This is a genomic window from Shewanella sp. Koi 1, from assembly GCF_052907445.1.
Window position 1 is genome coordinate 2,715,531 of record NZ_JBREJM010000001.1, and the last position, 26,104, is coordinate 2,741,634.

Consider the following 26,104-nt stretch of genomic DNA (forward strand, 5'->3'; position numbering starts at 1 on the left):
GGATTATGATATACTTGCCGCAGTTGATACACAGCCTAATCCCGTTATGGTTCAATTAAATCAAAATTTTATCAATACTATTGCCCAAGAACTGCCCGCCCATCTCTCAATGGATGATTTTATCGCGGCCTGTTCGAGACCACTACGCCGCTCGATTCGCGTCAACACCTTAAAGATCAGCAGTGAAGACTTTAAGCAGTTAATGCAGCCCAAAGGATGGACCTTTGAACCCATTCCCTGGTGTGAGGATGGTTTCTGGATAAGCTACGATGAAGAAGAGCAGCTCGGCAACGCCCTAGAGCATATTCAGGGATTGTTCTATATCCAAGAAGCCAGCTCCATGTTGCCCCCCACAGCGCTATTTACCCCAAATGCGGATTGGCAATGTGTATTAGATTTAGCTTCGGCGCCCGGCTCTAAAACCACGCAAATGGCAGCGTTAATGAATAATCAAGGCTTATTAGTCGCCAATGAATATTCCGCTAGCCGCGTCAAAGTGCTCCATGCCAATGTGCTGCGCATGGGCGCCAGTCACTGTGCCCTGACCCACTTCGATGGACGGGTATTTGGCGAGTATCTGTATGAAAGTTTTGATGCGGTATTGATTGACGCCCCCTGCGGTGGTGAAGGCACAGTCCGTAAAGATGCGGACGCGTTAAAATCTTGGTCCCTCGATGAGGTGCTCGAAATTAGCGAAACCCAAAAAGCGTTAATCGAATCCGCCTTTTTGGCGTTAAAACCGGGTGGCAGTTTGGTGTATTCCACTTGCACCCTTAATCGGCACGAAAACCAAGGCGTGTGCGAATATTTACAGCAAACCTATGGCGATGCGGTGCAATTTGAATCCTTAAGCCAACTGTTTGATGGCGCCGAAAAAGCCACTACGCCAGAAGGCTTTTTGCACGTTTGGCCGCAAATTTACGACAGTGAAGGCTTTTTTGTAGCTAAATTGACTAAAACCCGCTCGGTGCCGCGCCTGCAACCTGAGCCTAAATTGCAAAAGAATTTCCCCTTTACGGAGGCGAGTGCCAAACAAGCCAAAGCCATTCAAGCCTATTTTGCCGATGATCTGGGTATCGAACTGCCCGATGATCTCATTATGGTGCGCGACGATGAGTTTTGGCTCTTTCCCCATGAATTTAGAGATTTTATCGGCAAAATGCGCTTTCAGCGGATTGGGGTTAAGCTTGCCGACCACAGTAAACATGGCTTTAAAGTCCGTCATGAAGCCATTATTGCGCTTGCGGGAAAATCACTTACTGCGGCGAAAAACGGCGCTAAAGTTGTCGACGTTAGCGATGAGCAAGCGAAAGAGTATTTGATGGGACGAGATATTCCCCTCGATATGGCTGGCAAGGCTCAAGGTGAAGTGATTGTCTGTTATGGCGGCGCGCCCTTAGGCATGGCTAAACATTTAGGCAATAAATTAAAAAACAGCCTGCCCAGAGACTTAGTAAAAGATAAAGTGTTATTGCTACCACCGCAGGCATAATGGTTATAAATCGACCATTTTTTAGCGAGAAATAACCTAAAAAAGGGGATAGAGAAAGTGTCACTCACACTAAACTCAACTACACTGAGTCTATTGTAAAGCGCACTGCATGGCGCTTTCATCTGTAGCGCACGGCTCTTCAACGAGCCATTCCCCTAGGCCCAAACAGTTGGAATCGTTTTGGGCCTTTTTTTATGGGCTTACGCCTAATCGAGTTCAGCTTTTATTTATGGAGCAAACTTCACCGACTAGCACTTTACTCACAACGCGTAAGTTAAGGCTTAGTCTTTGCGGACTCAAGCAAATGCTACACGTCTTATCGGCCGATTAAACGGGCCGCATCTTTAAACAAATTAAAGAAGTTCTCACTGGTGTACTCGGCAAGCTCTTCGTAACGTTCTGCGCGCAGCTCTGCCACAAACTCGGCCACATCACGCACATAGGCAGGTTGATTCTCCTGTCCACGGTGTGGAATAGGCGCAAGATAAGGCGAATCGGTTTCCACCAATAAACGATCTTTAGGCACTTTGCGGATCACGGTTCTTAACTCACCAGCATTTTTAAAGGTCACAATGCCTGAAACGGAAATATAAAAACCTAAGTCAATCGCCGCCTTGGCCATTTCCCAGTTTTCCGTAAAGCAATGCAACACGCCACCGACTTTGTCCGCCTGCCCCGCTTTAAGCATGTTAATGGTGTCTTCACGGGCATCACGTGTATGCACAATCAGCGGCTTATTGACTTCAACCGCCAAGGCAATTTGTTGCTCAAAACATTGTTGTTGCAGGGCTTTAGTTTCATCGGCATAAAAATAATCTAAGCCAGTTTCACCAATAGCCACCACTTTCGGATCCATCGCGAAACGGCGAATTTGCTCAACATCGAGGCCGTCTTTCACATCCAGCGGATGCACGCCCGAAGACAAAAACACTTGCTCGAAAGCAGCAACCTTGTCACGCATCGACTCGAATCCCTGCTGGCGCACATTGACACAGAGCATATAGTCGACACCGCGCGCCTTAGCGTTAGCGAGAATGAGTTCTAAGGTTTGTTGATCGGGCGCCGCTTTCAGGCGATCGAGATGGCAATGTGAATCGATAAGCACAGCAATTTCCACACAGAGAAACAAAAAAGGAGCACAAGGATACTCAGCGATGGGATCGAGGTCAAATTCCGCTAAGGCATCACTCAGCACTAAATACTCAGTGTAGGCCCTAGCGAAGCACAATAGAAATTACATAGTGCAAGTTAAGTCGCCCGAAGCGAGCTCTCGGGATAACAATTTTTCGATATGGTGTTTATGGCTGTCGGGATCAGAAACGATTTTAATCCCAATCCCCACAGGACGGCCACCCGATGCGCCCAGCGGATTAATCCACACAACCACGCCACGGAACTCGTTGGAGGTGGTCGCGCCGGGTAAACGATAGGCGATGGTTAACGTCTCACCGAGGTAATGGGTTTCCCCGGTGGCGACAAACAGCCCTGCCGGCTTAATGAACGGCATATAGGCTCGATAAAGCTGATGTAAGGTATCAAAATTAACGACAAGATCGACCATGGTACGTTACTTATTTGTTATTTTTCTATATTCTAAAACATAACTTTGACACAAGCCCAAATAATTGACACTTGGCATGGCACTTAAGCTATGACACATTCCCATGACTTTCGCCGCCAAGTTCCCTATTTGCGCCTGAACATACGCATCTTGGTTGCCATTCTTCAATAAAATTTGTCTCAGAAGTAAGTATAAAACCTTAAGAGCATCAATAATTTGCTGTTCACTTATTATTAACAAGCTAGCACACAGATGGCCTGACGACAAACTTTGCGCCCAATCTTTGCGAAAACCTAATAAGGTTTGATAACGACTAGGGTGCGTGCCATCTGACTGCAAACTCTCTGCCAACTTTAATGGGCCGCCGACCACACTCAAGCACCAAGTCACATCCTCTTGGATCTGGCATTGCTGAATTAACCAGTTTTTGATCAACATTTTAGACGGCGTCACAAAGGGAAGCCGCTGACAACGGCTGCTGATCGTGGCCATTAAACGTGCGGGTGTGTCGGAATGTAATAGTAGTAAGGTGTCTTTACCCGGCTCTTCGAGTGTCTTAAGTAGCGCATTAGCAGATGCTGAGTTTAAGCGCTCGCTATGGTGGATAATGGCTACACGGCGGCCACTTTGCTGGGCGGTCGCACTTAAGCGGCTACAAAGCTCACGAATTTGATCGACTTTGATTTGATGACCATCGGCCTCGATTTGATAAAAATCGGGATGATTACCCGCATCAAATAACTGGCAGGACTTACAAAAACCGCATCCTCCCGTATGAGTGGGTTGTGAACACATGGCAGCGCGCGCCATGAACACACTCAAGAGTTCCCCACCATAGGCGGAATCGATACCCACTAACTGCGCATGGGGGACTTTTTGGGTTTGTAGCTGGGTTAAAAACGCCTGTCTTGGCACATCGAGCCAAGGCAGGCTTAACACATCAAATCCACTGTGCTCTACCATGCCATCGCCTGTAACACGGCCAGAATATCTTTATGCACTTCGGCCATCGTTTGGCTGGCATCAATCACTACGATACACTCATCTTCACTGGCAAGTTTGAGGTAAGTTGCGCGTGCCCGCTCAAAAAAATCAATGGCTTGTTGCTCAATTCTATCAAGTTCACCCCGCTTTGCCGCACGTTGCAGCCCAAGTTTAGGGTCAAGGTCAAGATAGAGTGTTAAATCGGGTTTAAACCCTTTTAGTGTTGCGTTACTTACGGCCTCCACTAAAGGCATTAAGCCGCGTCCACCGCCTTGATATGCAAGGGATGATAGATTGTGCCTATCTCCAAGTACCCAGTTTCCTTGGGCTAAAGCAGGTTTGATCACATTAGCAACCAGTTGCGCTCTGGCGGCATAGATAAGTAAACATTCGGACTCGTCACATAAGGGATCGCTTGGGTCGGCAATTTTCACTAAATCACGAATGCGCTCGGCCAGCGGCGTCCCGCCCGGCTCGCGGGTGCATACGGGTGCGAGCCCTGTGTGTTTTTCAATAAAATCACGAATAAGGGCAATCGCACTCGATTTGCCAGCGCCTTCCAGTCCTTCAACTACGATGAATTTGGCGGATGCTTGGGTCATTTTTTCTTTCTCTGATAAATATCCACGGCGCGGTTATGCTCTTCCAAGGTGGTTGAAAACACATGGGTGCCGTCGTTACGCGACACAAAATACAAATAACTGACCTTGGCAGGTTTAGACACCGCCTGCAATGAGGCCTTGCTCGGAGCCGCAATCGGCGTGGGTGGTAAACCGAAAATTCGGTAGGTATTAAACGGCGTATCTTCGACTAAATCCTTACGAGTGATATTGCCTTTAAATCTATCTCCCATACCGTAAATCACCGTGGGATCGGTTTGCAACTTCATCCCAAGATTCAGTCTATTGATAAAGACGCCAGCGATTTGATCGCGCTCAAAAGCTTGGCCGGTTTCCTTTTCAACAATCGAAGCCAAGATCAGCATCTGATAACGCGATTTTAGTGGTAAACCAGGCACTCGCTCCGCCCACGCTTTGGCGAGCTCCTGCTCCATCATTTTGTAACTTTGGGTAAGCAATTCCCTGGCATCACTGTCTGCGGTGTAGTGATAAGTATCAGGGAAAAACTTGCCTTCCGGTAACGCCGAATCATCCCCCTGATCCATCAATACGGCACTGAAAACCTCTGGGGTTAATTGTAAATGGGGCGCGTTTGCGAGTTGTTGTTCCCACTCCGCAATGGTTTTGCCTTCAACGAGGGTCACGCTAAAGATTTTCACCTTACCATTGACTAAGTCATTGAGTAGATCGGCAAGCGTCTGCGAAGGGGTCATCTCATAAAGACCAGTGCGGATCTTAGCCAGCTCAGGGCGTAATTTGAGCAGCCATTTGAGTTTCCATTTATCTTGGATCACGCCATCGGTTTCTAGCTGCTGTGCCAACTGGTGCACACTCGTACCACGGGCAATGGTTAATTCTTTGGCTTCGGTTAAGACTAGAGGCGTTTGACTGTAATCAATAATCGTACGGTAACCCCAATAACCAACTAAGCAAGCTAAGGTCAGCAAGGCCAATAAGGTAGAGCTTGCGATCAGAATGAGTTTTTTCATAGTGAGAGTGAAAGTGTTTGTCTAAGATCTTCGGTCAAAGGAGAAGGCTTGAAGCTGTGCGAATCGATCGCGAGTACATCTACTACGCCTAAGACACTGTTAGTGATAAATGCCGAGTCAAACTCCACTAAACGCTCGGCGCCAAACGGCAAACAATCGATATTCATCTGCCGTGCAAGTAAGGCTAACATAACTTGCTCGCGCATCACACCAGCAACGCCACAGCGTTCCAACGATGGGGTAATCACTTGATTGCCTTTGAAAAAAAAGATATTTGCCATAGAGGACTCAATCACCTTACCTATACAATCGAGTACAAGCCAATCATCATACCCCTGCGGTAAAGGGGCTGATTTAATCAGCACTTGCTCAAGGCGATTAAGGTGTTTTATCCCCGCCAATAAGGGTTGATGCCCCAATTGTACGGCAGAGGTTTTAAGACGAATACCCTGGTGCTGCCACGCAGCATAATGGACAGGAATGGGATGAACAGAAACGACTTCCGTGACATTAGCCTGCTCAGGAGGCGCATAGCCTCGGCCCCCAACCCCACGTGTAACCATCAATTTAATACAGTGCTGTGGATACTGCGCGGCGAGTGTATCGAGCTGCTCGGCAAGGGCTGAACTCATTTGCCAGTCAAACCCAAGCCTTGCTGCACCAGCCTCTAAACGTGCTTGGTGCTGCTGAAAAAATAAAATGCCACGCTTACTACTTCGCATCGTGGCAAAGAGGCCATCACCATAGGCAAGCCCCCTATCCGTTGGGGCAATGCTTGCGTGTAATACCCCATTAACCCAAATCAAGGGTATTAGTCCTGGCTGATACGGCTGGCAACCGCATCCTGCTGATCTTTATACTTGGCATTTTTGCGCTTGTTGTACGGACGCGCAACTGGGCCACTTAAACGTTCAAAGTTTAACGCACCAATTGTCATCCGTGGGCGCAGTGCTAAGGGCAACTTACCACTGTTATAAAACTCGAGCACAATTTTACCCTGCCAGCCCGGATCAATACGATGCGCGGTCACGTGTACCATCAAGCCTAAACGCGCCAGAGAGGAGCGGCCATCGAGCCAACCGACAATATCAGCAGGCAGCGTCACGCTCTCATAGGTCACGGCTAAGGCCAGCTCTCCAGGATGCAGGAAGAAGGCTTCGCCGTCGGGAATTTCGATGATTTCACTCATCACCCGATCCAGTGCAGCCTGGACTTCGCCACTTGGACCACTGAGATCGATAAAAGGCGCGGTATGATCTTTAAAGACGCGAAATTGCCCCCCTAATCGCACATCGACACTCACACCAGAAATCGCATCGTTGCTTGGGCGAGGTTCAATCACAATCGAGCCGTTATCAAGGGCCTGTTCAATTTCGATATCGGTTAAGCGCATCTTGCCTTTTACTCCCTGAGTTTTAGTCGTTATTTTGCCAGTAGATGTTGAATACGAGTCTTCAAAATATCGGTCGCGATACGGTTTTTACCGCCGCGAGGCACGATAATATCAGCGTATTGTTTTGAAGGTTCAATAAATTGCAGGAACATAGGACGCACTGTCTTCTTGTACTGTGAAATCACCGATTCCATCGTACGGCCACGCTCGGCCACGTCGCGGGTTAAACGGCGCAGGAAGCAAATGTCCAGCGGCGTATCCATAAACACGCTGGCATCCATCAATTCACGCAATTTAGGGTCTGTTAACAGCAGAATGCCTTCTAAAATGATCACTTTTTTCGGTGTCATTTTCACGGTTTCGGCCATACGCGTATGTTCGGTATAGCTATAGCAAGGAATATCAACAGCTTCGCCAGACTTGAGCAACTGCAAGTGCGTGCATAGCAGCTGATGGTCTAACGCCTTGGGATGGTCGTAGTTTGTTAACACACGCTCATCCATGGATAAATGACTCTGATCGCGGTAGTACGCGTCTTCGTTAATTACCCCAATCTGATCTGTGCCTAAATCGCGGCGAAGTTCGTCAAAAATCGTCTTGGCAATTAAACTCTTGCCCGATGCTGACGCGCCAGCAATTGCAATAATGACACACTGCTGAGAATTCATACCCTTAAACCTTACTCGTCATCTGATACGCTAATAGAAACTGTTTTTTGGCTCTGTTTGAGCGCCAATTCGGCGCCTACTTTACGGGCAATTTCCCGATAAAGGGCCGCCACTTCACTGTCAGGCTCGGCCACAACCGTCGGCGCACCCACATCCATGGCTTCACGGATATTGATATGCAACGGTAAGGCGCCTAACAGTGGAACTTGATAACGCTCGGCCATTTTACTGCCACCGTGCGTACCAAATGGGTGTTCTTTATGACCACACTCGGGACATAAATGGAAACTCATATTCTCAACAATCCCAAGGACGGGAATGTTCACCTTCTGGAACATGGTGATGCCTTTCTTGGCATCGGCCAGCGCGATGTCCTGAGGGGTGGTCACAATCACAGCGCCACTTACTGGCACTTTTTGTGACAAGGTCAATTGAATATCACCAGTCCCCGGCGGCATGTCGACCACCAGATAATCGAGTTCAGGCCACTGGGTTTCATTGAGCAGCTGCGCAAGCGCGCCCGCCGCCATAGGACCACGCCATACTGCGGCTTCATCACCACTTAACATAAAGCCAATCGACTGAGCTGCAATACCGTGGGCACTGGCGGCGCTCATGTGTTTACCATCGAGGGAAACGGGTCTGAAGTTAGGGATCCCGAGCATTAATGGGACGGAAGGACCATAAATATCGGCATCTAAAATACCGACCTGGGCACCTTCTGCCGCAAGAGCTAAGGCAAGGTTAACCGCCGTGGTCGATTTACCCACACCGCCTTTGCCAGACGCGACGGCAATCACTTGCTTCACATTGGCAATCGGTGCAATAGAGGCTATCGCCGAATACACTTTTGGTTGGAAATCGATTTCACACTCAACTTCGTCGATGGCATCCAGCACCGCGAGTTTGTTGGTGATGGCCATGACAGTATCACGATATTGCGTCATGCAAGGGTATGGATAGACTAAACCAAGCTGCAAACGCTTACCTTCAATCGCCAATTTATTCACGCATCCTGCGCTCACTAACCCCTTAGCTAAATACGGGTCGATATATGCATCGAGAATGGCCAGAACGGGCCCGAGAAGATCGTCACTTAAACGATAATCAGTTTGAGTTGAAGACAAAAGAATTACCCCCACCAATAAATTTGCCCAAGTGTACCAGATAATGACAAAAACATTAGCGCAGATTTAACCCAATCGACTCAGGTTTTGATGAAAATCATCCTGTAATCGGTTAGTATCTCTACCATTATTTTTGGCCCACCACGATATTTGAGACAAGATGGCAACTTCACAACGTAAAATTCTCGTGACCAGCGCACTTCCCTACGCGAACGGACCGATTCATTTAGGTCACATGCTGGAATACATCCAGACGGATATCTGGTCGCGTTATCAAAAGCTTCGTGGACATGAGTGCCACTATATTTGTGCCGATGACGCCCACGGCACACCGATTATGCTCAAGGCGCAGCAATTAGGCATGGCGCCTGAAGAAATGATCGCGCAAGTCAACAAAGAGCATCAGCAGGATTTCGCCGATTTTAATATCGCCTTCGATAATTATCACAGCACCCACAGTGAAGAAAACCGCGTGCTGGCGAGCGATATTTACTTAAAGCTACGTGCTAACGGCTATATCAAGAGCAAGAGCATTTCGCAATTATTTGACCCTGAAAAGTCGATGTTCCTGCCAGACCGCTTCGTAAAAGGCACCTGTCCTAAGTGTAAATCACCGGATCAATACGGCGACAACTGTGATGCCTGCGGCGCAACTTACAGCCCAACTGAGCTGATTAATCCTAAGTCGGCCGTCTCTGGCGCGACACCTGTAATGAAGGACACCGAGCACTTCTTCTTCGACTTACCCGCTTTCGAAGACATGCTCAAAGAGTGGACTCGCTCGGGTGCGCTGCAAACCGAAATGGCCAACAAACTCGATGAATGGTTCGAACAGGGTCTGCAGCAATGGGACATCACCCGCGATGCGCCTTACTTTGGTTTTGAGATCCCAGATGCTCCGGGCAAATACTTCTACGTATGGTTAGATGCGCCTATCGGCTACATGGGCTCATTCAAAAACCTCTGTGACAAACGCCCAGAGCTGAGTTTTGACGAATTTTGGGCAAAGGATTCTAAGGCCGAGGTTTACCACTTTATCGGTAAAGACATCGTTTACTTCCACAGCCTGTTCTGGCCCGCCATGCTCCATGGCTCGGGCTACCGTCAACCTAACAGCGTCTACGCCCACGGTTATGTGACAGTGAACGGCGCTAAAATGTCTAAATCTAAGGGCACCTTTATTAAGGCGCGCACCTATTTAGACCACTTAGATCCTGAATACTTACGCTACTACTACGCCGCCAAGCTGAGCAGCCGTATCGACGATCTCGACCTGAATTTAGAAGACTTCGTTCAGCGCGTAAACTCAGACTTAGTGGGTAAGCTGGTGAATCTCGCGTCTCGCACTGCAGGCTTTATCACTAAGCGTTTCGATGGCAAGTTGGCCAAGATTGCCGACACTACGCTCACCGATGCGTTTTTAGCTAAGCAAGAGCAAATCGCCGAGTTTTATGAAACCCGCGAATACGGTAAAGCGATGCGCGAAATCATGGCGCTAGCCGATATCGCCAACGGTTTTGTCGCCGATGCGGCGCCTTGGCAGTTAGTGAAGCAAGACGATCAACAGGAAGCCGCGCACCAAGTGTGCTCGAACGCCCTGAACCTGTTCCGTATTCTGGTCACTTACTTAAAACCTGTGTTGCCACGTTTAGCGCTGGATGTTGAAGCCTTCTTCCAACAGACCTTAACTTGGTATAGCTTAGGCCAAGATATGGCGGGACACGAAATTGCACCATTCAAAGCCATGATGCAACGTGTTGAATTAGACAAGGTTAACGCTATGGTGGCCGACTCTAAAGAAAACCTGCAAGCCACGAGCGAGCCTGAAGCGCCTAAGGGCCCATTGGCGAGCGATCCGATTAGCGACACCATTAACTATGAAGATTTCGCTAAAATCGATCTGCGTATTGCGCGTATCGTTAAAGCCGAGCATGTAGCCGAAGCCGACAAACTGTTAAAACTGCAATTGGATATCGGCGGCGAAACCCGTCAGGTATTTGCAGGCATTAAATCGGCCTACTCGCCAGAAGATCTCGAAGGCAAGTTGACTGTGATGGTTGCCAACCTTGCGCCACGTAAGATGCGTTTTGGCATGTCAGAAGGCATGGTACTGGCAGCAGGCCCAGGTGGTAGCGATTTGTGGATTTTAGAACCCCATGAAGGCGCACAGCCTGGTATGCGTGTGAAGTAAACACGAGTCAAGCTACTGCTAAACCGACATAAGGCCGCATTAAATGCGGCCTTATTTGTTGGAAAAAAACATCCCTTTACGCTTTTTCTGGGAGCCTAGCCGAATGCGCTCTCGACAAGCGTCTCACGGTGGGACACTATCGCGCCTGTGACTAAGCGTTAATCGCGAGGCCGCATCACTAAGCTGTCATGGCTGAGCTGTAATCGTTGTTGTAATAGCTGTTGTAATAGCGAAGCCGCACTGTGCCGCGGCAACGCACTATGGAATTTTCAAGGAGAAGTTATGGGCAATATCATTGAGCAGTTGTTGTTTTCTGCTTCAATAACCGGTCCCATCTGTTTAATGTTAGCCTTAGGCGTCATGCTTAAACGCACCCAAGTGATTGATGAGCACTTTATTGATATCGCCTCTAAGCTGGTTTTTAATGTCACCCTGCCCGCGCTGTTGTTTCTCAGCATCATTAGCTCGCATCACGATCTTGCCGACAGTGCGCCGTTAATCGGTTATGGCTTATTAGCCAACTTACTGTTTTTTATTCTCTCGACCTACGTGACGAAACGATTTTTCCCCGAGCCGAAGGATCAAGGCGTCATCATTCAAGGGGGATTTAGAGCCAATACCGCCATTATCGGCTTAGCCTATGTCTCTAATGCCTACGGCGAATCAGGCGTTGCCTTAGCGGCCGTTTATGTGGCGTCCATGACGCTGCTCTACAATATTCAAGCCGTAATTTGTTTAAGCCCACGGGGAGAGGAATCGAGCCGCCGCGCCTTTGCAGTGATCATTAAAACCATCACTAAAAACCCGCTGATCATTGCCATTATGCTCGGCATGCTGTTTTACCTGCTGGCGATCCCAGTACCGAAAATGGTCCTCGATGCCGGACAATACTTTGCCAATATGACGCTGCCCTTAGCACTACTGTGCACTGGCGGCTCACTGGATATTGGCTCGCTCAGGCATGAAAAGTATTCCACTTGGTTCTCGACCGCCTTAAAACTGATCTTTGCGCCACTCTTCATCACCCTAGGAGCCTTGATACTTGGCTATCGCGGTGTGGAACTGGCCTTAGTGTTTTTGATGAGCGCCGCGCCCACGGCGGCCGCAAGTTATGTGATGGCGCGGGCTATGGGGGGAAATGCCACCCTAGCCGCCAATATTATCGCCCTCACCACAGTTTGCTCATTGCTCACCTGCACCTTGGGCATTTTTATTCTATCGACCCTAGGGCTGATTTAAACTGAGGCTTATTTAAACTTAAGCTGATTTAAAATTAGGGGTAATTTACATAAAACAAAGGCGAGCATAGCTCGCCTTTCATTTACTCTATGTCGATAAGGCAACGCCATTAGACTGGGTTAGCGATATCCACAAAATGGTGCACTAAATTAAATTCGCGGGCGAGATGACGTCCCAGCGCCTCAATGCCAAAACGCTCGGTCGCATGGTGACCCGCAGCATAATAGTGGATACCCTGCTCCACCGCACTGTGGAATGTCCGCTCGGACACTTCGCCACTGATAAACGCATCGACCCCAAGGCTTGCGGCAATATCAATATAATCCTGAGCGCCACCGGTACACCAAGCTAAGTGCTGGATTTCATCCGAACTTTCACCAATATGCAGTGGCGTTCTACCGAGCACCTCACCTAAGGTCGCGGCAAATTCACTGGCACTCACGGGTAAATCCAGTTTGCCACGCCATACGAGCCCCTGCGCAACATCCTCAACCGCTTCAGCATCGAGGATCCCAAGTTTGCGGCCGAGCGTAGCATTGTTGCCCAGCATAGGATGAGCATCTAAGGGCAAGTGATAGCCAAACAGGTTGATATCATGGGCGAGTAAAGCTTTGATCCGGCGCTGCTTCATGCCAGTGATCACATCTGGTTCACTCTTCCAGAAAAAGCCATGGTGAACCAAAATCGCATCGGCTTTGAGACGAATCGCTTCATCGATTAACGCTTGGCACGCCGTCACACCTGTCACTATGGTGCGGATATCTGCTTTACCTTCAACCTGTAACCCATTCGGGGCATAATCTTTAAAGGCCGATACGCGCAAGAAATCGGCTAAATATTGGGTTAGTTCTGTCCGTGTCATTCCATCACCGTTTACATTTTTGCATTGATTATAGGCAGTTACGCTTAAGCTCGTACTTTATCACATGGCTAAATCAACACGAACCCCACCTTGCAGGTACACCACACGTACCCTATCCCCCGCATTGAACACCATGCCAGGATCATAATCTTGGATCACCATGACTTGCGTGCCGTCTTCCTGAGTGATCATCAGCTCCACGAGCTTGAGCGATTGCACCGTTGTGCCACTGCCATAACGATTGCCAACCCCTGCACCAATTAAGGCGCCTAATACTGTCGCGATATCTTGGCCTGAGCCACCACCAAATTGATGACCAATCACCCCGCCCGCTAAGGCGCCACCAAAGGTTTTCCAACCTTGATTTCTGTCTTCAATTAATTGAGTTTCGGTGATATTGCGTACCGAGTTGATATCGCCATAGAGAACTTTTTCGACCGGCACTGCTTGATTACGATCGTAGCCTGCTTGCACGGGAGAAATCACTAAAGCACAAATAAACATAAAGCTCGCTAGTGTAGGTTTCCACATATCCGAATTTCCGCTAACTTAATATAAGGGTCTATTACTGAATCATACGCAATTGTGAACTCACTGTCTTTTCTGAATCACGAATTTGAAGCTTTTCCTTCGCCCGAACTCGCCCTAACCGATCCAAACGGCTTATTGGCGATAGGCGGTGATCTTCGCCCTGAACGTTTATTGACCGCCTATTATCACGGCATTTTTCCTTGGTTTAACGCCGACGATCCCATCTTATGGTGGTCACCCGACCCCCGCGCCATTTTTATTCCTGGCCAAGTGAATATCAGCACCAGTTTACGCAAATATTTAAAAAAACAGCCCTGGCGATTCACCATCAACCATGCCTTTACCGATGTGATGGCGGGCTGCGCTCAACCTCGGCGTAAACAAGCCGGCACTTGGATAACCCATGAAATTCAAATGGCTTACCGCGAGTTACACCATAATGGCCATGCCCATTCCGTCGAAGTCTGGCACGGCGAGCGTTTAATTGGCGGCCTTTATGGCCTTGCTATCGGTCAAGTCTTTTGTGGCGAATCCATGTTCCACCGCGAAACCAACGCGTCAAAGGCGGCCATGGCAGTGCTACAACAACATCTCATCACAATGAATTTTAAATTGATTGACGCACAGGTGATGAATTCCCACCTTGAGAGCTTAGGTGCCAAGCCGGTCAAACGCGCTGATTTTATTCAACTATTAACTCAGTTTAGGGATAAACCCGTCAACCCAGCGGCTTGGATACCGAGTGAGGTCACTCTTGAACTCTAACGCGAGTAACACGCCCATCGCCATTGGGATCAGCCAAATCTTCCCCTGCAGTTATCTTGATGGACAGCAGGAACAACTGTTGGTGATCCAAGAGGAAACCCTCGACCCCATTTTATTTGATCGCCTATTAGCCATAGGTTTTCGCCGCAGTGGCAGCGCCATTTATAAACCACGCTGTCCTCGTTGCAGTGCCTGTCAGCCGATTCGGCTGCCGATTAATGAATTCATGCCTTCTAAACGGCAAAAACGCACTTTAGCCCATAACCGCGATTTAACTTGGCGTATTACCTCTGAACATACCGAGGCCCAATATGCCCTGTATGAAAAATACATTCGTGAGCGCCACTTCGATGGCCCCATGTTTCCCCCGAGTAAATCGCAGTATGAGCAGTTCTTATTTTGCCATTGGCTACCGCCAACCTTTATCGAAGTCTATGATGGAAATCGACTTTTAGCGGTGGCAGTGACAGATACGCTCCCCAATAGTTTGTCGGCTATTTACAGTTATTTTGACCCCGATGAAGAACGTCGCTCCCTTGGTTCACTGCTCATTTTACTCCAGTGCCGCTTAGCAAAATTACAGGATAAAGAATTTCTTTATCTCGGGTATCAAATTGATGCAAATCGAAAAATGTCCTACAAGCGCTTATACCGCCCTTATCAGATTTTAACCCCCCAAGGCTGGGAGTATTCCCAAGTTTGCTAGGCACTTCCCCTTTACAGCAAGGTGAATTTGCGGCATGATACGCCCGTTTTTTATATTCGAAGGCTAATGGGATAACTAATTAATGGCGAAAGAAGACAACATTGAAATGCAAGGCACTATCCTTGAAACCTTGCCAAACACAATGTTCCGCGTAGAGCTTGAAAATGGTCATGTGGTGATAGCCCACATTTCTGGCAAAATGCGCAAAAACTACATCCGCATTCTGACTGGTGACAAAGTTACCGTTCAGTTGACTCCTTATGATCTGACCAAAGGTCGTATTGTCTTCCGCGCACGCTAATAGTACCCCTTAGTTGAAAAACCCGGCGAGGCCGGGTTTTTTTGTTGGCGAAAGATCAGAAAAATGGCTGCAATTGCAGCCATTTTTATTGGGTTTCACAGCATTTACGCTTTGCTGGTACTCTTCTCATGCCGTTCGGTGTGAATGACGATTTCCCCTTCCTTCGCATCGACATGGGCAATACCGCCATGCTCAAGCTCACCGAAGAGGATCTCATCCGCTAACGGACGTTTAATCAGCTCAGTCACCACACGGGCCATTGGCCGCGCGCCCATGCTTTTATCATAGCCTTTCTCGGCGAGTAAGGTTCTAGCTTCATCGCTGACTTCCAGCACCACATGTTTCGCATCCAGTTGTGCCTGCAATTCCACCAAGAATTTATCCACCACTTTGGCAATGATGGTCATGTCTAAATGGTTGAACCAAATGATGGAATCTAAGCGGTTACGGAACTCTGGTGAAAAGACCCGATTGATTTCCGACAGGGCATCTTGGGTATGATCCTGCTGAGTAAAGCCAATAGACTTACGGATCGTTTCCTGAACCCCTGCGTTTGTCGTCATCACTAAGGTGACATGCCTAAAGTCCGCCTTGCGACCGTTGTTATCGGTTAAGGTGCCGTGATCCATGACTTGCAGCAATAGGTTATACACATCGGGGTGAGCCTTCTCAATTTCATCGAGTAACACCACGCAATGGGGATTCTTAATCACAGCATCGGTCAGTAAACCACCTTGGTCGTAGCCCACATAACCTGGAGGCGCACCAATTAAGCGAGAAACCGTATGGCTTTCCATGTACTCAGACATATCAAAGCGCACCAGTTTCATGCCAAGGCAACTGGCTAACTGATTGGTGACTTCTGTCTTACCAACCCCAGTTGGGCCCGCAAATAAGAAACTGCCCACAGGCTTTTTATCCGTACCTAACCCACTGCGAGATAAACGAATCGCCGAGCTTAAGGACTCAATCGCCTTGTCTTGACCAAAGACCACCATCTTGAGATTGCGCTCAAGATTACGCAGTAAGTCTTTGTCGGTGGCAGAGACAGACTTTTCTGGGATCCGAGCAATCTTAGCCACTATGGTTTCAATCTCGGCCTGACCGATGGTTTTCTTACGTTTGCTCTGTGGCAACATGGCCATTCGCGCACCCGCCTCATCGATCACATCGATGGCTTTATCGGGTAAATGCCGGTCATTAATGTGTTTTGCCGACAGCTCAGCCGCGCTATTAATCGCCGCTTGGGTATAACGCACTCCATGGTACTCTTCGTACTTAGCCTTAAGCCCCATGAGAATTTTTGTGGTTTCGGCCACTGAAGGCTCATTGATATCGACCTTCTGGAAACGACGCGCCAGTGCACGGTCCTTCTCAAAAATGCTTTGATATTCTTGGAAGGTGGTCGAGCCCATGCAACGCAAATTACCGCTCGATAATAATGGCTTAAGTAGGTTCGACGCATCCATCACCCCACCCGATGCGGCGCCCGCACCAATGATGGTGTGAATTTCATCGATAAATAAAATGGCGTGTTTATCGGCGCTGAGTTCCTTAAGCAGACTCTTGAAACGTTTTTCAAAATCGCCACGGTATTTAGTGCCAGCAAGCAAGGAGCCTAAGTCGAGGGAATAAACCGTCGCCAGCGACATCACCTCGGGCACTTGATTATTGACGATGCGATAGGCTAAGCCTTCAGCAATCGCAGTTTTACCCACGCCAGCCTCACCCACTAAGAGCGGATTATTTTTACGGCGACGGCACAGGGTTTGAATTGCCCGTTCAATTTCTTGATCGCGGCCGATGAGTGGGTCGATAATCCCTTGTTTTGCAAGCTGGTTTAGATTGCTCGCAAACTGCGACAACATGCTACGCTCTTCACCCGCTTCGGTTTGATCTTCGATACGTTCGTGATCTTGATGGGCGTCGCTGTCCTCATTTTTTGAAAAACCATGGGAAATATAGTTCACCACATCTAAACGACTGATGTCGCTGCGACGCAGCAAATACACAGCTTGGGATTCCTGCTCACTAAAAATGGCCACCAGCACATTCGCACCGGTGACTTCATTGCGGCCCGAAGACTGCACATGGAAAACGGCGCGTTGCAGCACCCGCTGAAACCCAAGCGTCGGCTGGGTTTCTTTATCATCATCCATATCCGCAATGATTGGGGTGGTTTGTTGGATAAAGCTTGCTACTTCATCTCTGAGTTTATCTAAATTCGCTCCACAGGCGATTAGCGCTTCTTGAGCCGCAGGGTTGTCTATCAGAGCCAATAACAGATGTTCAACTGTCATGTACTCGTGACGTGCCTCTCTGGCTTGCTGAAACGCCAGATTTAAGGTGACTTCCAGATCTTTGTTCAGCATAAGCACCCCCAAAATTAACAACTGACAACAGAGTAAGCGCTGTTAAGCCTTCTCTAACGAACACAGTAACGGATGTTGGTTTTGTCTTGCAAATTGATTTACTTGTATCACCTTAGTTTCTGCAATGCCGTAGGGGAAAATCCCGCAGATACCCTTTCCCTGGTGATGAATAGTCAACATGATATCTGTGGCTTCCTGCTCATTCTTGCGAAAGAAGATTTGCAGCACTTCGATCACAAAATCCATTGGAGTGTAATCGTCATTATTGAGGATCACCTTATACATCGAAGGTGGCATTAACTCAGATTCCACACGCTCTTCAACGTGTTCTATGTTTCCTGTCTTACCCATTTTTTAATACTAGCCTCTCGTGTTGGCCTCTTCCAATTGCTATCTTCAAATTAATTAGTTGTTACCTCTTTGTTAATTTTAGCTTGACTTCCGCTTTTACTCCTTACATTCTGTAGCTCAGACGGTGAAACAATCCCGTCTATACAGGTTTTACTATCTTACTGGTAAGTAGACAACAGAAGGAAGTGGAAGTATGGCAAGCGGAACTGTTAAATGGTTCAACAACGCCAAAGGATTCGGGTTTATTTGCCCTGATCAAGGTGGCGAGGACGTTTTTGCACACTATTCTACCATTGAAATGGAAGGCTATAGAACTCTAAAAGCAGGCCAACCAGTTCAATTCGAAGTAGAACAGGGTCCAAAAGGAATGCACGCTTCAGCCATTTCACCAACAAAATAACGTTTGGTGAGGCCAATGATCTAAAAGGCAGGGATTTATCCCTGCCTTTTTATTGGGCGATTGTTAGCATTCTCGAAGATTAAGTGTCATAAAAAAGGCCTGCAATGCAGGCCTTTCAGTATGAATGCTAAGTTAACGATAAATCGTTAAGCAATTAATAGCTTGTTTAGTGTCTCGCTTGGGCGCATGGCTTTTTCAGCTTTTGCGGCGTCTAAACGATAGTAACCGCCTAAATCCACTGGTGCACCTTGCGCGTTGTTTAGCTCAGCAACAATCACTTGCTCATTTGCGCTTAAAGCGTGCGCTAATGGAATAAAGTGAGCTTGTAACTGCTCGTCTTTGGTTTGAGCGGCTAACGCTTGTGCCCAGTACATCGCCAGATAGAAATGGCTACCACGGTTATCCAACTCACCAACGCGTCTTGATGGCGACTTGTTGCTATCTAAGAACTGACCGATGGCTTGATCTAAAGTATCCGCCAGTACTTGTGCCTTAGGATTACCCACAGTTTGGCTTAAGTGCTCTAAAGAAGCCGCTAAAGCCAGGAATTCACCCAGAGAGTCCCAACGTAAGTGACCTTCTTTTTCAACCTGTTGTACGTGTTTAGGCGCACTACCGCCCGCACCCGTTTCGAACAGGCCGCCACCATTCATTAATGGCACGATAGACAGCATCTTAGCACTGGTACCCAATTCGAGGATTGGGAACAAGTCAGTCAGGTAGTCACGCAGTACGTTACCGGTAACAGAAATAGTATCTTTACCTTCTTTAATACGTACTAATGAGAAACGTGTTGCTTCTTCTGGTGACATGATGCTGATTTCTAAACCGTTAGTATCATGCTCAGGCAGATATTGCTTCACTTTAGCAATCAGCTGCGCATCGTGGGCACGATTCGCATCTAACCAGAATACCGCAGGAGTATTGCTTAAGCGTGCACGGCGTACAGCTAATTTCACCCAGTCGCGAATTGGCGCATCTTTAACTTGGCACATTCTCCAAATATCGCCCGCTTCAACGTTGTGGCTCATTAACACTTTGCCACTGGCATCGATCACGTTAACTACGCCATCCGCTGGGATTTCGAAGGTTTTATCGTGGCTACCGTATTCTTCGGCTTTTTGCGCCATCAGACCAACGTTTGGCACGCTACCCATAGTGCTTGGATCGAAGGCACCGTGTTCTTTACAGAAAGCGATAGTTTCTTGATACACACCCGCGTAGCAACGGTCTGGGATCAGCGCTTTAGTGTCGTGCAACTTGCCATCAGGGCCCCACATTTGGCCTGATGAACGAATAGCAGCAGGCATAGAAGCATCGATAATGATGTCGCTTGGTACGTGTAAGTTGGTGATGCCTTTATCAGAATCTACCATCGCCAGCGCTGGACGCTCAGCATAAACGGCGGCGATATCCGCTTCAATTTGTGCACGGACATCGGCTGGTAAACCAGCGATTTTGGCGTATACATCGCCAAAGCCGTTGTTCACATCAACGCCTAGCTCAGCAAATAATGACGCATGTTTATCAAACACAGGTTTGAAGAACACTTTCACTGCGTGGCCGAACATGATGGGATCAGACACTTTCATCATGGTGGCTTTAAGGTGCAGTGATAACAACACGTTTTCGGCCTTGGCATTGGCGATTTCACGCTCAAAGAAGCTCACTAAGGCTTTTTTGCTCATCACTGACGCGTCGATGATCTCACCAGCGAGCAGTTTCAGGCCAGATTTCAATACCACTTCTTGACCGTCTTTTTGCGACAGTACGATGTTAACTGTGTCTGCGTTAGCCAGAGTCACTGACTGCTCGCTACCGTAGAAGTCACCTTCGCTCATATGAGCAACATGTGATTGAGACTCTTTGGTCCACTTACCCATTGAGTGTGGGTTTTTCTTCGCGAAGTTTTTCACTGACAGCGGCGCGCGGCGATCAGAGTTACCTTCACGCAGCACTGGGTTTACCGCACTGCCTTTGATCTTGTCGTAACGGGCTTTGATAGACTTTTCTTCGTCAGTCTTTGGCTCGTCAGGATAATTTGGAATGTCGTAACCTTTCAGTTGCAGCTCTAAAATACAAGCTTTTAACTGCGGGATTGAGGCACTGATGTTCGGCAGTTTGATGATGTTAGCTTCTGGTTGGTTCGCTAATTCACCCAGCTCAGCTAAGTGATCGCCAATCTTTTGCGCGTCAGTCAGTTTTTCAGGGAAATTAGCAATCACACGGCCCGATAAAGAAATATCACGGGTTTCAACCGCAACACCCGCCGCATCGGTAAAGGTTTTGATGATAGGTAACAGAGAAAGCGTTGCTAGCGCTGGTGCTTCATCGGTTTCGGTATAAATAATTGTTGGTGAGTTATCTTTCATGTTACATCCTACATTATTGTAAAATTTAATATTTTTATAATAATTTTATATCATGACGAACAAACATTGGCACGGCGGAATTCTCTATCGAGGCAATCGTGAACGCCTCTGCTACCTCAAAACCCGCGGCAACATCCTCTTTGCGTTCGCCAACGTGGGTAAATCGACTCATTAATACCTAACAAACATTTAGGCGTAGATCACATTTTCAGGCCGACATCATAGAGCATTCGCAGTAATATTCAAATTCCACTAACGGCGAATGCCAAGTACACTGTGTACAGATTATTGATACACGTCCTCAAACTTTTAAGTTCGGTCGTCAGCTTACAGCGACTATTAGCCACAGCATGAACAAAAACAGCACCGCATCCAGCCCACGCGCCAGCGGCAAACGCCCCACTACGGGGCGCGCCAATCCGGCGGATAACCGCAATAGCGCCAAGAAACCTCGTACCTTCGCCAAAAATGCCAAGCCAAGTTTACAGCAAGGCGCAAACGCCAAGCTAAACAGCGCTGAGCGTAGCGGCGCCAAGCCTCGCCCGCAGCAGCGCACTTCGGCTACGCGCTCAAAACCCCAAGGCGAGCCGATGATCGTCTTATTTAATAAGCCGTTTGATGTCCTATGCCAATTTACCGATGAGCAAGGCCGTAAAACCTTAAAAGATTACATCCCTATTCCGGGTGTGTATGCCGCAGGGCGATTGGATCGCGACAGTGAAGGCTTGTTACTCCTCACCAACGACGGTCAACTTCAGGCCAAACTGACTGAACCGAAAAAGAAAACCTTTAAAACCTATTGGGTGCAAGTCGAGGGAGAACCTACGGAAGCAGATTTAGCGAAACTGCGCCAAGGTGTTGAATTAAAAGATGGTATGACACTCCCTGCGAAGGTCAGCATCATGGCGACGCCGAATGTTTGGCCGCGTAATCCGCCTATCCGTGAGCGAAAAAACATCTCTACCACTTGGCTGGAAATTCAAATCCACGAAGGACGCAATCGCCAAGTTCGGCGGATGACGGCCCATATTGGTTTTCCGACCTTAAGACTCATTCGTTATAAAATAGGCCAATGGAGTCTAGATGATTTAGCCACGGGCGAGCATAAATGCATCCAAGTGGCTAAAATGGCTGAATAATTTAGCGCCGTGAGAGCAATAAACAGGATGTCACTGTGCCCAACCAACAGATAAAAAGGTGATTAGCGTGGCAGAAAAACTCAGATACAAACCCAATGTAACTGTTGCCTGTATTATCCACGCGCCTACCGCAGATAAGTATCTGTTAGTGGAAGAGTGGATCGATGGCGAGCAGCGCTTTAACCAGCCCGCCGGACATTTAGAAGCGAATGAGAGTCTGATCCAAGCCTGTAAACGCGAAGTGCTCGAAGAAACGGGGCTGGATCTCGAACCCCAAGGCTTAGTGGGGATTTATCAGTTTAGTGCCAGTGAAGCCCTCGCTTTTGTGCGCTTTACCTTTTTCGTACAAGTCGATGCACTGCTCCCCCCTCAGCCACAGGATGCGGATATCGATGCCGCCCATTGGCTGAGCTTTGAGCAAATCGAAGCCAAAATGGAGCAGCTTCGTAGCCCATTGGTGCTCGATTGCCTTAGGGATTACCGCCATCAGCAGCAACAGGGGCAAACCTACTCCCTCGAATTACTCAATAGTCAGCGTCTAACGGGATGTCAAAGATAGCCCCAAGCGACAAGGCGTGATAGAATACGCCCCCGCGTAAATTCGCGATTCAACACGGCATTTAAGCGCTGTTTTAGCAAACACTCGCTCGATGAATCGCCCGCTTGTCTGCCATCAAACACAGTCTAAGCGAAGACGCAGATTTTAACGTGAGAGTGGCCCACCAAGGTGAGTCATTCTCACGGCTAACCAATACATATACTCAATGGTTTTTAGGATCTATGACATCAATCGAACCCACTCATACAGGAAAAAAAGTCATTGTCGGCATGTCCGGCGGTGTTGATTCATCTGTTTCAGCCTATTTGCTTATGCAGCAAGGCTATCAGGTTGAAGGCCTTTTCATGAAGAACTGGGAAGAAGATGACAACGACGAGTATTGCGCGGCCGCCGAAGATTTAAAGGATGCTCAAGCCGTTTGCGACAAGCTTGGGATCAAACTGCACACGGTCAACTTTGCCGCCGAATATTGGGACAATGTGTTCGAGTACTTCCTCGCCGAATACAAGGCGGGTCGTACCCCTAACCCCGATATCATGTGCAACAAAGAAATCAAATTTAAAGCCTTTTTAGACTTTGCCGACGATATCCTCGACGCCGACTACATCGCCATGGGTCACTATGTGCGCCGCCGCGATAATGCCGATGGCACCACGCAAATGCTGCGCGGAGTCGATAACAACAAGGATCAGAGCTACTTCCTGTATACCTTAAGCCATGAACAAGTGGCGCGTAGCCTGTTCCCCGTTGGTGAACTCGAAAAGCATGAAGTGCGTGAAATCGCTAAAAAAATGGGCTTAATTACCCATGATAAGAAAGACAGCACCGGCATTTGCTTTATCGGTGAACGTAAATTCACTGAATTCTTAGGCAATTACTTACCGGCGCAACCGGGCAATATCGAAACCGCCGAAGGCGAAGTGATTGGTAAGCACCAAGGCTTGATGTACCACACCTTAGGCCAACGTAAGGGTCTGGGTATTGGCGGCATGAAAAACAGCAATGACGATCCTTGGTACGTGGTGGATAAAGATTTAAAACGTAATGTCTTAGTGGTTGGCCAAGGTGGGCATCACCCACGTTTGATGTCAAACGGCATGTTCGTCAATCAATTGCATTGGGTCGACCGCAAAGGCCCCGCCGAAGGCAGCCAGATTGTGGTGAAAACCCGCTACCGCCAGCAGGATATCCCCTGCACCCTCACCTATCTTGATGACAATACCCTCAAGGTGGTGTTTGACGAGCCTGTTGCCGCCGTGACGCCTGGCCAATCAGCGGTATTCTACGATGGCGAAGTGTGCCTAGGTGGCGGGATTATCGATCAACTGATCCGAGGATAAGCCGTGAACGAGCAGCTCCATAATCGCACGATGGCCTTTGCAGGAATACTGCAGGCCATTGCGCAAGTTCAGCATTTAGCCCGTCATGGTGAGAGTGACACTGATGAGCTGGCGACCAGTTTAAACACCATTTTAGTGACCAACCCTGAAAGCGTCGCCGATGTCTATCAAGACAAGGCCGCGCTGCACAAAGGTTATAAGTTGGTGTTAAACCAACTGGGCGACAGCAGTCAAAAAGATGTGGAAATCACCCGCTATCTGGTCGGTATTTTGGCGCTTGAACGTAAATTAACCCGTTCTAACAGCGGCTTAGCCATGCTTGCCGAACGTATTAATCAAGTGAATCGCCAGCTACATCATTTTGCGATCACCGACGAGCAAGTCATTGCCAATCTGGCCAGTATTTATAGCGACATTATCAGTAATCTTGGACCTAAGATTCAGATCTCAGGTAATCCGCTGTGCCTGCAACGTCCAATAGTACAACACAAAATTCGCGCCCTGCTGCTCGCAGCCATGCGCAGCGCAGTGTTATGGCGACAACTGGGCGGTAAACGTCGACACTTAGTCTTCGCCCGTAAAGCCATCATAGACACAGCCAAGAAAAGTCTTACCCTATAATAAAATAAGTTTTCATCAAGGAGCTTCACATGGATCTTTCCGCACTAACTGCTATCTCTCCGGTAGACGGCCGTTACGGTAGTAAAACAGCGTCATTGCGAGGGATTTTCAGCGAGTTCGGTCTTACTAAGTACCGTGTTCAAGTTGAAATCAACTGGTTAAAATTACTCGCCGATTGCCCAGAAATCACCGAAGTGCCGCCACTGAGCGAGTCTGCTATCGCGGTGTTAGATGCAATTAAAGACAATTTCAGCGAGCAAGATGCGCTACGCGTGAAAGCCATTGAAAGCACCACCAACCACGACGTAAAAGCGGTTGAATACTTCATCAAAGAAAAAATCGCAGACAACGCCGAACTCGCCGCTGTGGGTGAATTTGTTCACTTCGCCTGTACCTCTGAAGACATCAACAACCTAAGCCACGGCTTAATGTTGACCGAAGCCCGTGAGCAAGTGGTTCTGCCATACTGCAATGAACTGCTCAGCGCCATCAAAAAACTGGCCGTTGAATACCGCTCAGTGCCATTGATGTCACGCACCCACGGTCAACCCGCTTCGCCTTCAACTTTAGGTAAAGAAATGGCCAACGTTGCGGTACGTTTAGAGCGCCAAATCAAGCAAATCGCAGCTGTTGAAGTCATGGGTAAAATTAACGGCGCCGTAGGTAACTACAACGCTCACTTATCTGCTTACCCAGAAGTGAACTGGCATGCATTGTCAGAGCGTTTTGTTACCAGCTTAGGCCTACACTGGAACGCTTACACCACACAAATCGAGCCACACGATTACATCGCCGAACTGTTTGATGCTATCGCGCGTTTCAACACTATCTTGATTGACTTCGACCGTGACGTTTGGGGTTACATTGCCCTTGGTCACTTCAAGCAACGTACCGTTGCGGGTGAAATTGGTTCATCAACCATGCCACACAAAGTCAACCCAATCGACTTTGAAAACTCTGAAGGTAACCTTGGAATTGCTAACGCACTGATGCAACATTTAGCGTCTAAGCTGCCAGTATCAAGATGGCAACGTGACCTGACCGACTCAACCGTACTGCGTAACTTGGGCGTGGGTATTGCCCACTCGCTGATCGCCTACCAAGCCACCTTAAAAGGCATCAGCAAGTTACAAGTGAACGAAGAGCATTTACGTGCCGAACTCGACCAAAACTGGGAAGTCCTAGCCGAGCCAGTACAAACCGTTATGCGTCGCTATGGTATTGAAAAGCCTTACGAGAAGTTAAAAGAACTGACTCGTGGTAAGCGTATCGATGCCCAGCAATTAGCAGTATTCATCGACGGTTTAGCCCTGCCTGAAGACGTGAAAGCAGAGCTGAAGAAGATGACGCCAGCCAACTACATTGGCCGTGCTGAAGCTTTCGTCGACGAGCTTAACTAATATTTTTTAGCTCAGCGAAGTTTGCTAAGTCGCAATAGCAAACATGCGCGAGCTGATATTGTTTATCAGCCATAAATAAGGATTAAGGCGGTTACATTCGATGTAGTCGCCTTTTTTGACA

General features: G+C 48.2%; 26 protein-coding genes. 12 read left to right on the forward strand and 14 right to left on the reverse strand.

Features of this window, described 5'->3' with window-relative positions; genetic code table 11:
- The first annotated feature begins 46 nt into the window (after positions 1 to 46).
- Positions 47 to 1,492, forward strand: a complete 1,446-nt coding sequence (gene rsmF / locus ACUZ8J_RS11870) for a 16S rRNA (cytosine(1407)-C(5))-methyltransferase RsmF (protein WP_446694934.1) — start codon at positions 47 to 49, stop codon at positions 1,490 to 1,492.
- Positions 1,493 to 1,808: 316 nt separating this feature from the next.
- Here rsmF and ACUZ8J_RS11875 read toward each other — a convergent pair whose 3' ends face one another.
- From ACUZ8J_RS11875 to apbC, 9 genes are all read right to left on the reverse strand, one after another.
- A complete protein-coding gene (locus tag ACUZ8J_RS11875) occupies positions 1,809 to 2,597 on the reverse strand; it encodes a TatD family hydrolase (protein WP_041408755.1) in 789 nt (262 codons plus the stop codon).
- A 129-nt stretch (positions 2,598 to 2,726) separates the two neighbouring features.
- Positions 2,727 to 3,053 carry a PilZ domain-containing protein gene (locus ACUZ8J_RS11880; RefSeq protein WP_011622439.1) on the reverse strand — a complete coding sequence of 109 codons (327 nt, stop codon included), beginning with the start codon at positions 3,051 to 3,053 and terminating at the stop codon, positions 2,727 to 2,729.
- 6 nt (positions 3,054 to 3,059) lie between these two features.
- Positions 3,060 to 4,016, reverse strand: coding sequence for a DNA polymerase III subunit delta' (gene holB, locus ACUZ8J_RS11885; RefSeq protein WP_446693932.1), 957 nt, complete (start codon positions 4,014 to 4,016; stop codon positions 3,060 to 3,062).
- Complete coding sequence (gene tmk / locus ACUZ8J_RS11890) at positions 4,010 to 4,639, reverse strand: dTMP kinase (RefSeq protein WP_240130276.1); 630 nt, start codon at positions 4,637 to 4,639, stop codon at positions 4,010 to 4,012. The genes holB and tmk overlap by 7 nt, the downstream gene beginning before the upstream one ends.
- Positions 4,636 to 5,646: an endolytic transglycosylase MltG gene (gene mltG, locus ACUZ8J_RS11895; protein ID WP_240130277.1), complete on the reverse strand. Its 1,011-nt coding sequence runs from the start codon at positions 5,644 to 5,646 to the stop codon at positions 4,636 to 4,638. Before mltG ends, tmk begins: the two co-directional genes overlap by 4 nt.
- Complete coding sequence (gene pabC, locus ACUZ8J_RS11900; RefSeq protein ID WP_446693933.1) at positions 5,643 to 6,452, reverse strand: aminodeoxychorismate lyase; 810 nt, start codon at positions 6,450 to 6,452, stop codon at positions 5,643 to 5,645. The genes mltG and pabC overlap by 4 nt, the downstream gene beginning before the upstream one ends.
- 5 nt (positions 6,453 to 6,457) lie before the next feature.
- The gene (gene dcd, locus ACUZ8J_RS11905; protein WP_446693934.1) at positions 6,458 to 7,039 is read right to left on the reverse strand and encodes a dCTP deaminase; all 582 of its coding nucleotides are present in this window, start codon (positions 7,037 to 7,039) and stop codon (positions 6,458 to 6,460) included.
- A gap of 29 nt (positions 7,040 to 7,068) precedes the next feature.
- A complete protein-coding gene (udk, locus tag ACUZ8J_RS11910) occupies positions 7,069 to 7,707 on the reverse strand; it encodes a uridine kinase (RefSeq protein WP_011072566.1) in 639 nt (212 codons plus the stop codon).
- Between the two features lie 11 nt (positions 7,708 to 7,718).
- On the reverse strand, positions 7,719 to 8,834 hold the full coding sequence (gene apbC / locus ACUZ8J_RS11915; RefSeq protein ID WP_011625975.1) for an iron-sulfur cluster carrier protein ApbC: 1,116 nt from the start codon (positions 8,832 to 8,834) through the stop codon (positions 7,719 to 7,721).
- A 160-nt stretch (positions 8,835 to 8,994) separates the two neighbouring features.
- Here apbC and metG point away from each other — a divergent pair, with 160 nt between their 5' ends.
- A complete protein-coding gene (metG, locus tag ACUZ8J_RS11920) occupies positions 8,995 to 11,025 on the forward strand; it encodes a methionine--tRNA ligase (RefSeq protein WP_446693935.1) in 2,031 nt (676 codons plus the stop codon).
- Between the two features lie 282 nt (positions 11,026 to 11,307).
- Positions 11,308 to 12,264, forward strand: coding sequence for an AEC family transporter (locus ACUZ8J_RS11925; protein ID WP_109286174.1), 957 nt, complete (start codon positions 11,308 to 11,310; stop codon positions 12,262 to 12,264).
- 109 nt (positions 12,265 to 12,373) lie between these two features.
- Here ACUZ8J_RS11925 and ACUZ8J_RS11930 read toward each other — a convergent pair whose 3' ends face one another.
- Together ACUZ8J_RS11930 and ACUZ8J_RS11935 are read right to left on the reverse strand one after the other, a co-directional pair.
- Entirely contained in the window at positions 12,374 to 13,126 is a 753-nt protein-coding gene (locus tag ACUZ8J_RS11930; RefSeq protein ID WP_446693936.1) for a Nif3-like dinuclear metal center hexameric protein, read from the reverse strand.
- Positions 13,127 to 13,186: 60 nt separating this feature from the next.
- Positions 13,187 to 13,657: a glycine zipper 2TM domain-containing protein gene (locus ACUZ8J_RS11935; protein ID WP_069455124.1), complete on the reverse strand. Its 471-nt coding sequence runs from the start codon at positions 13,655 to 13,657 to the stop codon at positions 13,187 to 13,189.
- Between the two features lie 54 nt (positions 13,658 to 13,711).
- Here ACUZ8J_RS11935 and aat point away from each other — a divergent pair, with 54 nt between their 5' ends.
- The 3 genes from aat to infA all read left to right on the forward strand — a co-directional run bounded on the left by aat (position 13,712) and on the right by infA (position 15,429).
- On the forward strand, positions 13,712 to 14,422 hold the full coding sequence (gene aat, locus ACUZ8J_RS11940) for a leucyl/phenylalanyl-tRNA--protein transferase (RefSeq protein ID WP_086903587.1): 711 nt from the start codon (positions 13,712 to 13,714) through the stop codon (positions 14,420 to 14,422).
- Positions 14,412 to 15,128, forward strand: coding sequence for an arginyltransferase (locus ACUZ8J_RS11945; RefSeq protein ID WP_086903586.1), 717 nt, complete (start codon positions 14,412 to 14,414; stop codon positions 15,126 to 15,128). The genes aat and ACUZ8J_RS11945 overlap by 11 nt, the downstream gene beginning before the upstream one ends.
- A gap of 82 nt (positions 15,129 to 15,210) precedes the next feature.
- Complete coding sequence (infA, locus tag ACUZ8J_RS11950) at positions 15,211 to 15,429, forward strand: translation initiation factor IF-1 (protein ID WP_006081934.1); 219 nt, start codon at positions 15,211 to 15,213, stop codon at positions 15,427 to 15,429.
- 104 nt (positions 15,430 to 15,533) lie between these two features.
- On the opposite strand, the gene clpA is transcribed toward infA, so the two are convergent.
- Complete coding sequence (clpA, locus tag ACUZ8J_RS11955) at positions 15,534 to 17,801, reverse strand: ATP-dependent Clp protease ATP-binding subunit ClpA (RefSeq protein WP_446693937.1); 2,268 nt, start codon at positions 17,799 to 17,801, stop codon at positions 15,534 to 15,536.
- A gap of 42 nt (positions 17,802 to 17,843) precedes the next feature.
- Positions 17,844 to 18,152, reverse strand: a complete 309-nt coding sequence (clpS, locus tag ACUZ8J_RS11960; protein ID WP_011622425.1) for an ATP-dependent Clp protease adapter ClpS — start codon at positions 18,150 to 18,152, stop codon at positions 17,844 to 17,846.
- Between the two features lie 193 nt (positions 18,153 to 18,345).
- On the opposite strand from clpS, the gene cspD reads away from it, so the two are divergent.
- Positions 18,346 to 18,552: a cold shock domain-containing protein CspD gene (gene cspD / locus ACUZ8J_RS11965; protein ID WP_011072576.1), complete on the forward strand. Its 207-nt coding sequence runs from the start codon at positions 18,346 to 18,348 to the stop codon at positions 18,550 to 18,552.
- A 146-nt stretch (positions 18,553 to 18,698) separates the two neighbouring features.
- Here the strand turns inward: cspD and ACUZ8J_RS11970 are convergent, their stop codons facing one another.
- Positions 18,699 to 20,924 carry an NADP-dependent isocitrate dehydrogenase gene (locus ACUZ8J_RS11970; protein ID WP_446693938.1) on the reverse strand — a complete coding sequence of 742 codons (2,226 nt, stop codon included), beginning with the start codon at positions 20,922 to 20,924 and terminating at the stop codon, positions 18,699 to 18,701.
- Positions 20,925 to 21,274: 350 nt separating this feature from the next.
- On the opposite strand from ACUZ8J_RS11970, the gene ACUZ8J_RS11975 reads away from it, so the two are divergent.
- The 5 genes from ACUZ8J_RS11975 to purB all read left to right on the forward strand — a co-directional run bounded on the left by ACUZ8J_RS11975 (position 21,275) and on the right by purB (position 25,983).
- Positions 21,275 to 22,063 carry an rRNA large subunit pseudouridine synthase E gene (locus ACUZ8J_RS11975; protein WP_446693939.1) on the forward strand — a complete coding sequence of 263 codons (789 nt, stop codon included), beginning with the start codon at positions 21,275 to 21,277 and terminating at the stop codon, positions 22,061 to 22,063.
- A gap of 67 nt (positions 22,064 to 22,130) precedes the next feature.
- Positions 22,131 to 22,622, forward strand: coding sequence for an NUDIX hydrolase (locus ACUZ8J_RS11980; protein ID WP_089067986.1), 492 nt, complete (start codon positions 22,131 to 22,133; stop codon positions 22,620 to 22,622).
- Positions 22,623 to 22,843: 221 nt separating this feature from the next.
- Positions 22,844 to 23,962 (forward strand): tRNA 2-thiouridine(34) synthase MnmA, encoded by a 1,119-nt coding sequence (gene mnmA / locus ACUZ8J_RS11985; protein ID WP_055648406.1) that lies wholly within the window; start codon positions 22,844 to 22,846, stop codon positions 23,960 to 23,962.
- A 3-nt stretch (positions 23,963 to 23,965) separates the two neighbouring features.
- Positions 23,966 to 24,583, forward strand: a complete 618-nt coding sequence (hflD, locus tag ACUZ8J_RS11990; RefSeq protein WP_055648405.1) for a high frequency lysogenization protein HflD — start codon at positions 23,966 to 23,968, stop codon at positions 24,581 to 24,583.
- A gap of 29 nt (positions 24,584 to 24,612) precedes the next feature.
- Positions 24,613 to 25,983: an adenylosuccinate lyase gene (gene purB / locus ACUZ8J_RS11995; RefSeq protein WP_109286182.1), complete on the forward strand. Its 1,371-nt coding sequence runs from the start codon at positions 24,613 to 24,615 to the stop codon at positions 25,981 to 25,983.
- The last annotated feature ends 121 nt before the right edge of the window (positions 25,984 to 26,104 follow it).

Coding starts and splice junctions, on each gene's coding strand:
- rsmF (WP_446694934.1), top strand. CDS start 47: ATGGTTCAATTAAATCAAAATTTTATCAATACTATTGCCCAAGAACTG.
- ACUZ8J_RS11880 (WP_011622439.1), bottom strand. CDS start 3,053: ATGGTCGATCTTGTCGTTAATTTTGATACCTTACATCAGCTTTATCGA.
- holB (WP_446693932.1), bottom strand. CDS start 4,016: ATGGTAGAGCACAGTGGATTTGATGTGTTAAGCCTGCCTTGGCTCGAT.
- tmk (WP_240130276.1), bottom strand. CDS start 4,639: ATGACCCAAGCATCCGCCAAATTCATCGTAGTTGAAGGACTGGAAGGC.
- mltG (WP_240130277.1), bottom strand. CDS start 5,646: ATGAAAAAACTCATTCTGATCGCAAGCTCTACCTTATTGGCCTTGCTG.
- dcd (WP_446693934.1), bottom strand. CDS start 7,039: ATGCGCTTAACCGATATCGAAATTGAACAGGCCCTTGATAACGGCTCG.
- udk (WP_011072566.1), bottom strand. CDS start 7,707: ATGAATTCTCAGCAGTGTGTCATTATTGCAATTGCTGGCGCGTCAGCA.
- metG (WP_446693935.1), top strand. CDS start 8,995: ATGGCAACTTCACAACGTAAAATTCTCGTGACCAGCGCACTTCCCTAC.
- ACUZ8J_RS11925 (WP_109286174.1), top strand. CDS start 11,308: ATGGGCAATATCATTGAGCAGTTGTTGTTTTCTGCTTCAATAACCGGT.
- ACUZ8J_RS11930 (WP_446693936.1), bottom strand. CDS start 13,126: ATGACACGGACAGAACTAACCCAATATTTAGCCGATTTCTTGCGCGTA.
- ACUZ8J_RS11935 (WP_069455124.1), bottom strand. CDS start 13,657: ATGTGGAAACCTACACTAGCGAGCTTTATGTTTATTTGTGCTTTAGTG.
- infA (WP_006081934.1), top strand. CDS start 15,211: ATGGCGAAAGAAGACAACATTGAAATGCAAGGCACTATCCTTGAAACC.
- clpA (WP_446693937.1), bottom strand. CDS start 17,801: ATGCTGAACAAAGATCTGGAAGTCACCTTAAATCTGGCGTTTCAGCAA.
- clpS (WP_011622425.1), bottom strand. CDS start 18,152: ATGGGTAAGACAGGAAACATAGAACACGTTGAAGAGCGTGTGGAATCT.
- cspD (WP_011072576.1), top strand. CDS start 18,346: ATGGCAAGCGGAACTGTTAAATGGTTCAACAACGCCAAAGGATTCGGG.
- ACUZ8J_RS11970 (WP_446693938.1), bottom strand. CDS start 20,924: ATGAAAGATAACTCACCAACAATTATTTATACCGAAACCGATGAAGCA.
- ACUZ8J_RS11975 (WP_446693939.1), top strand. CDS start 21,275: ATGAACAAAAACAGCACCGCATCCAGCCCACGCGCCAGCGGCAAACGC.
- mnmA (WP_055648406.1), top strand. CDS start 22,844: ATGACATCAATCGAACCCACTCATACAGGAAAAAAAGTCATTGTCGGC.
- purB (WP_109286182.1), top strand. CDS start 24,613: ATGGATCTTTCCGCACTAACTGCTATCTCTCCGGTAGACGGCCGTTAC.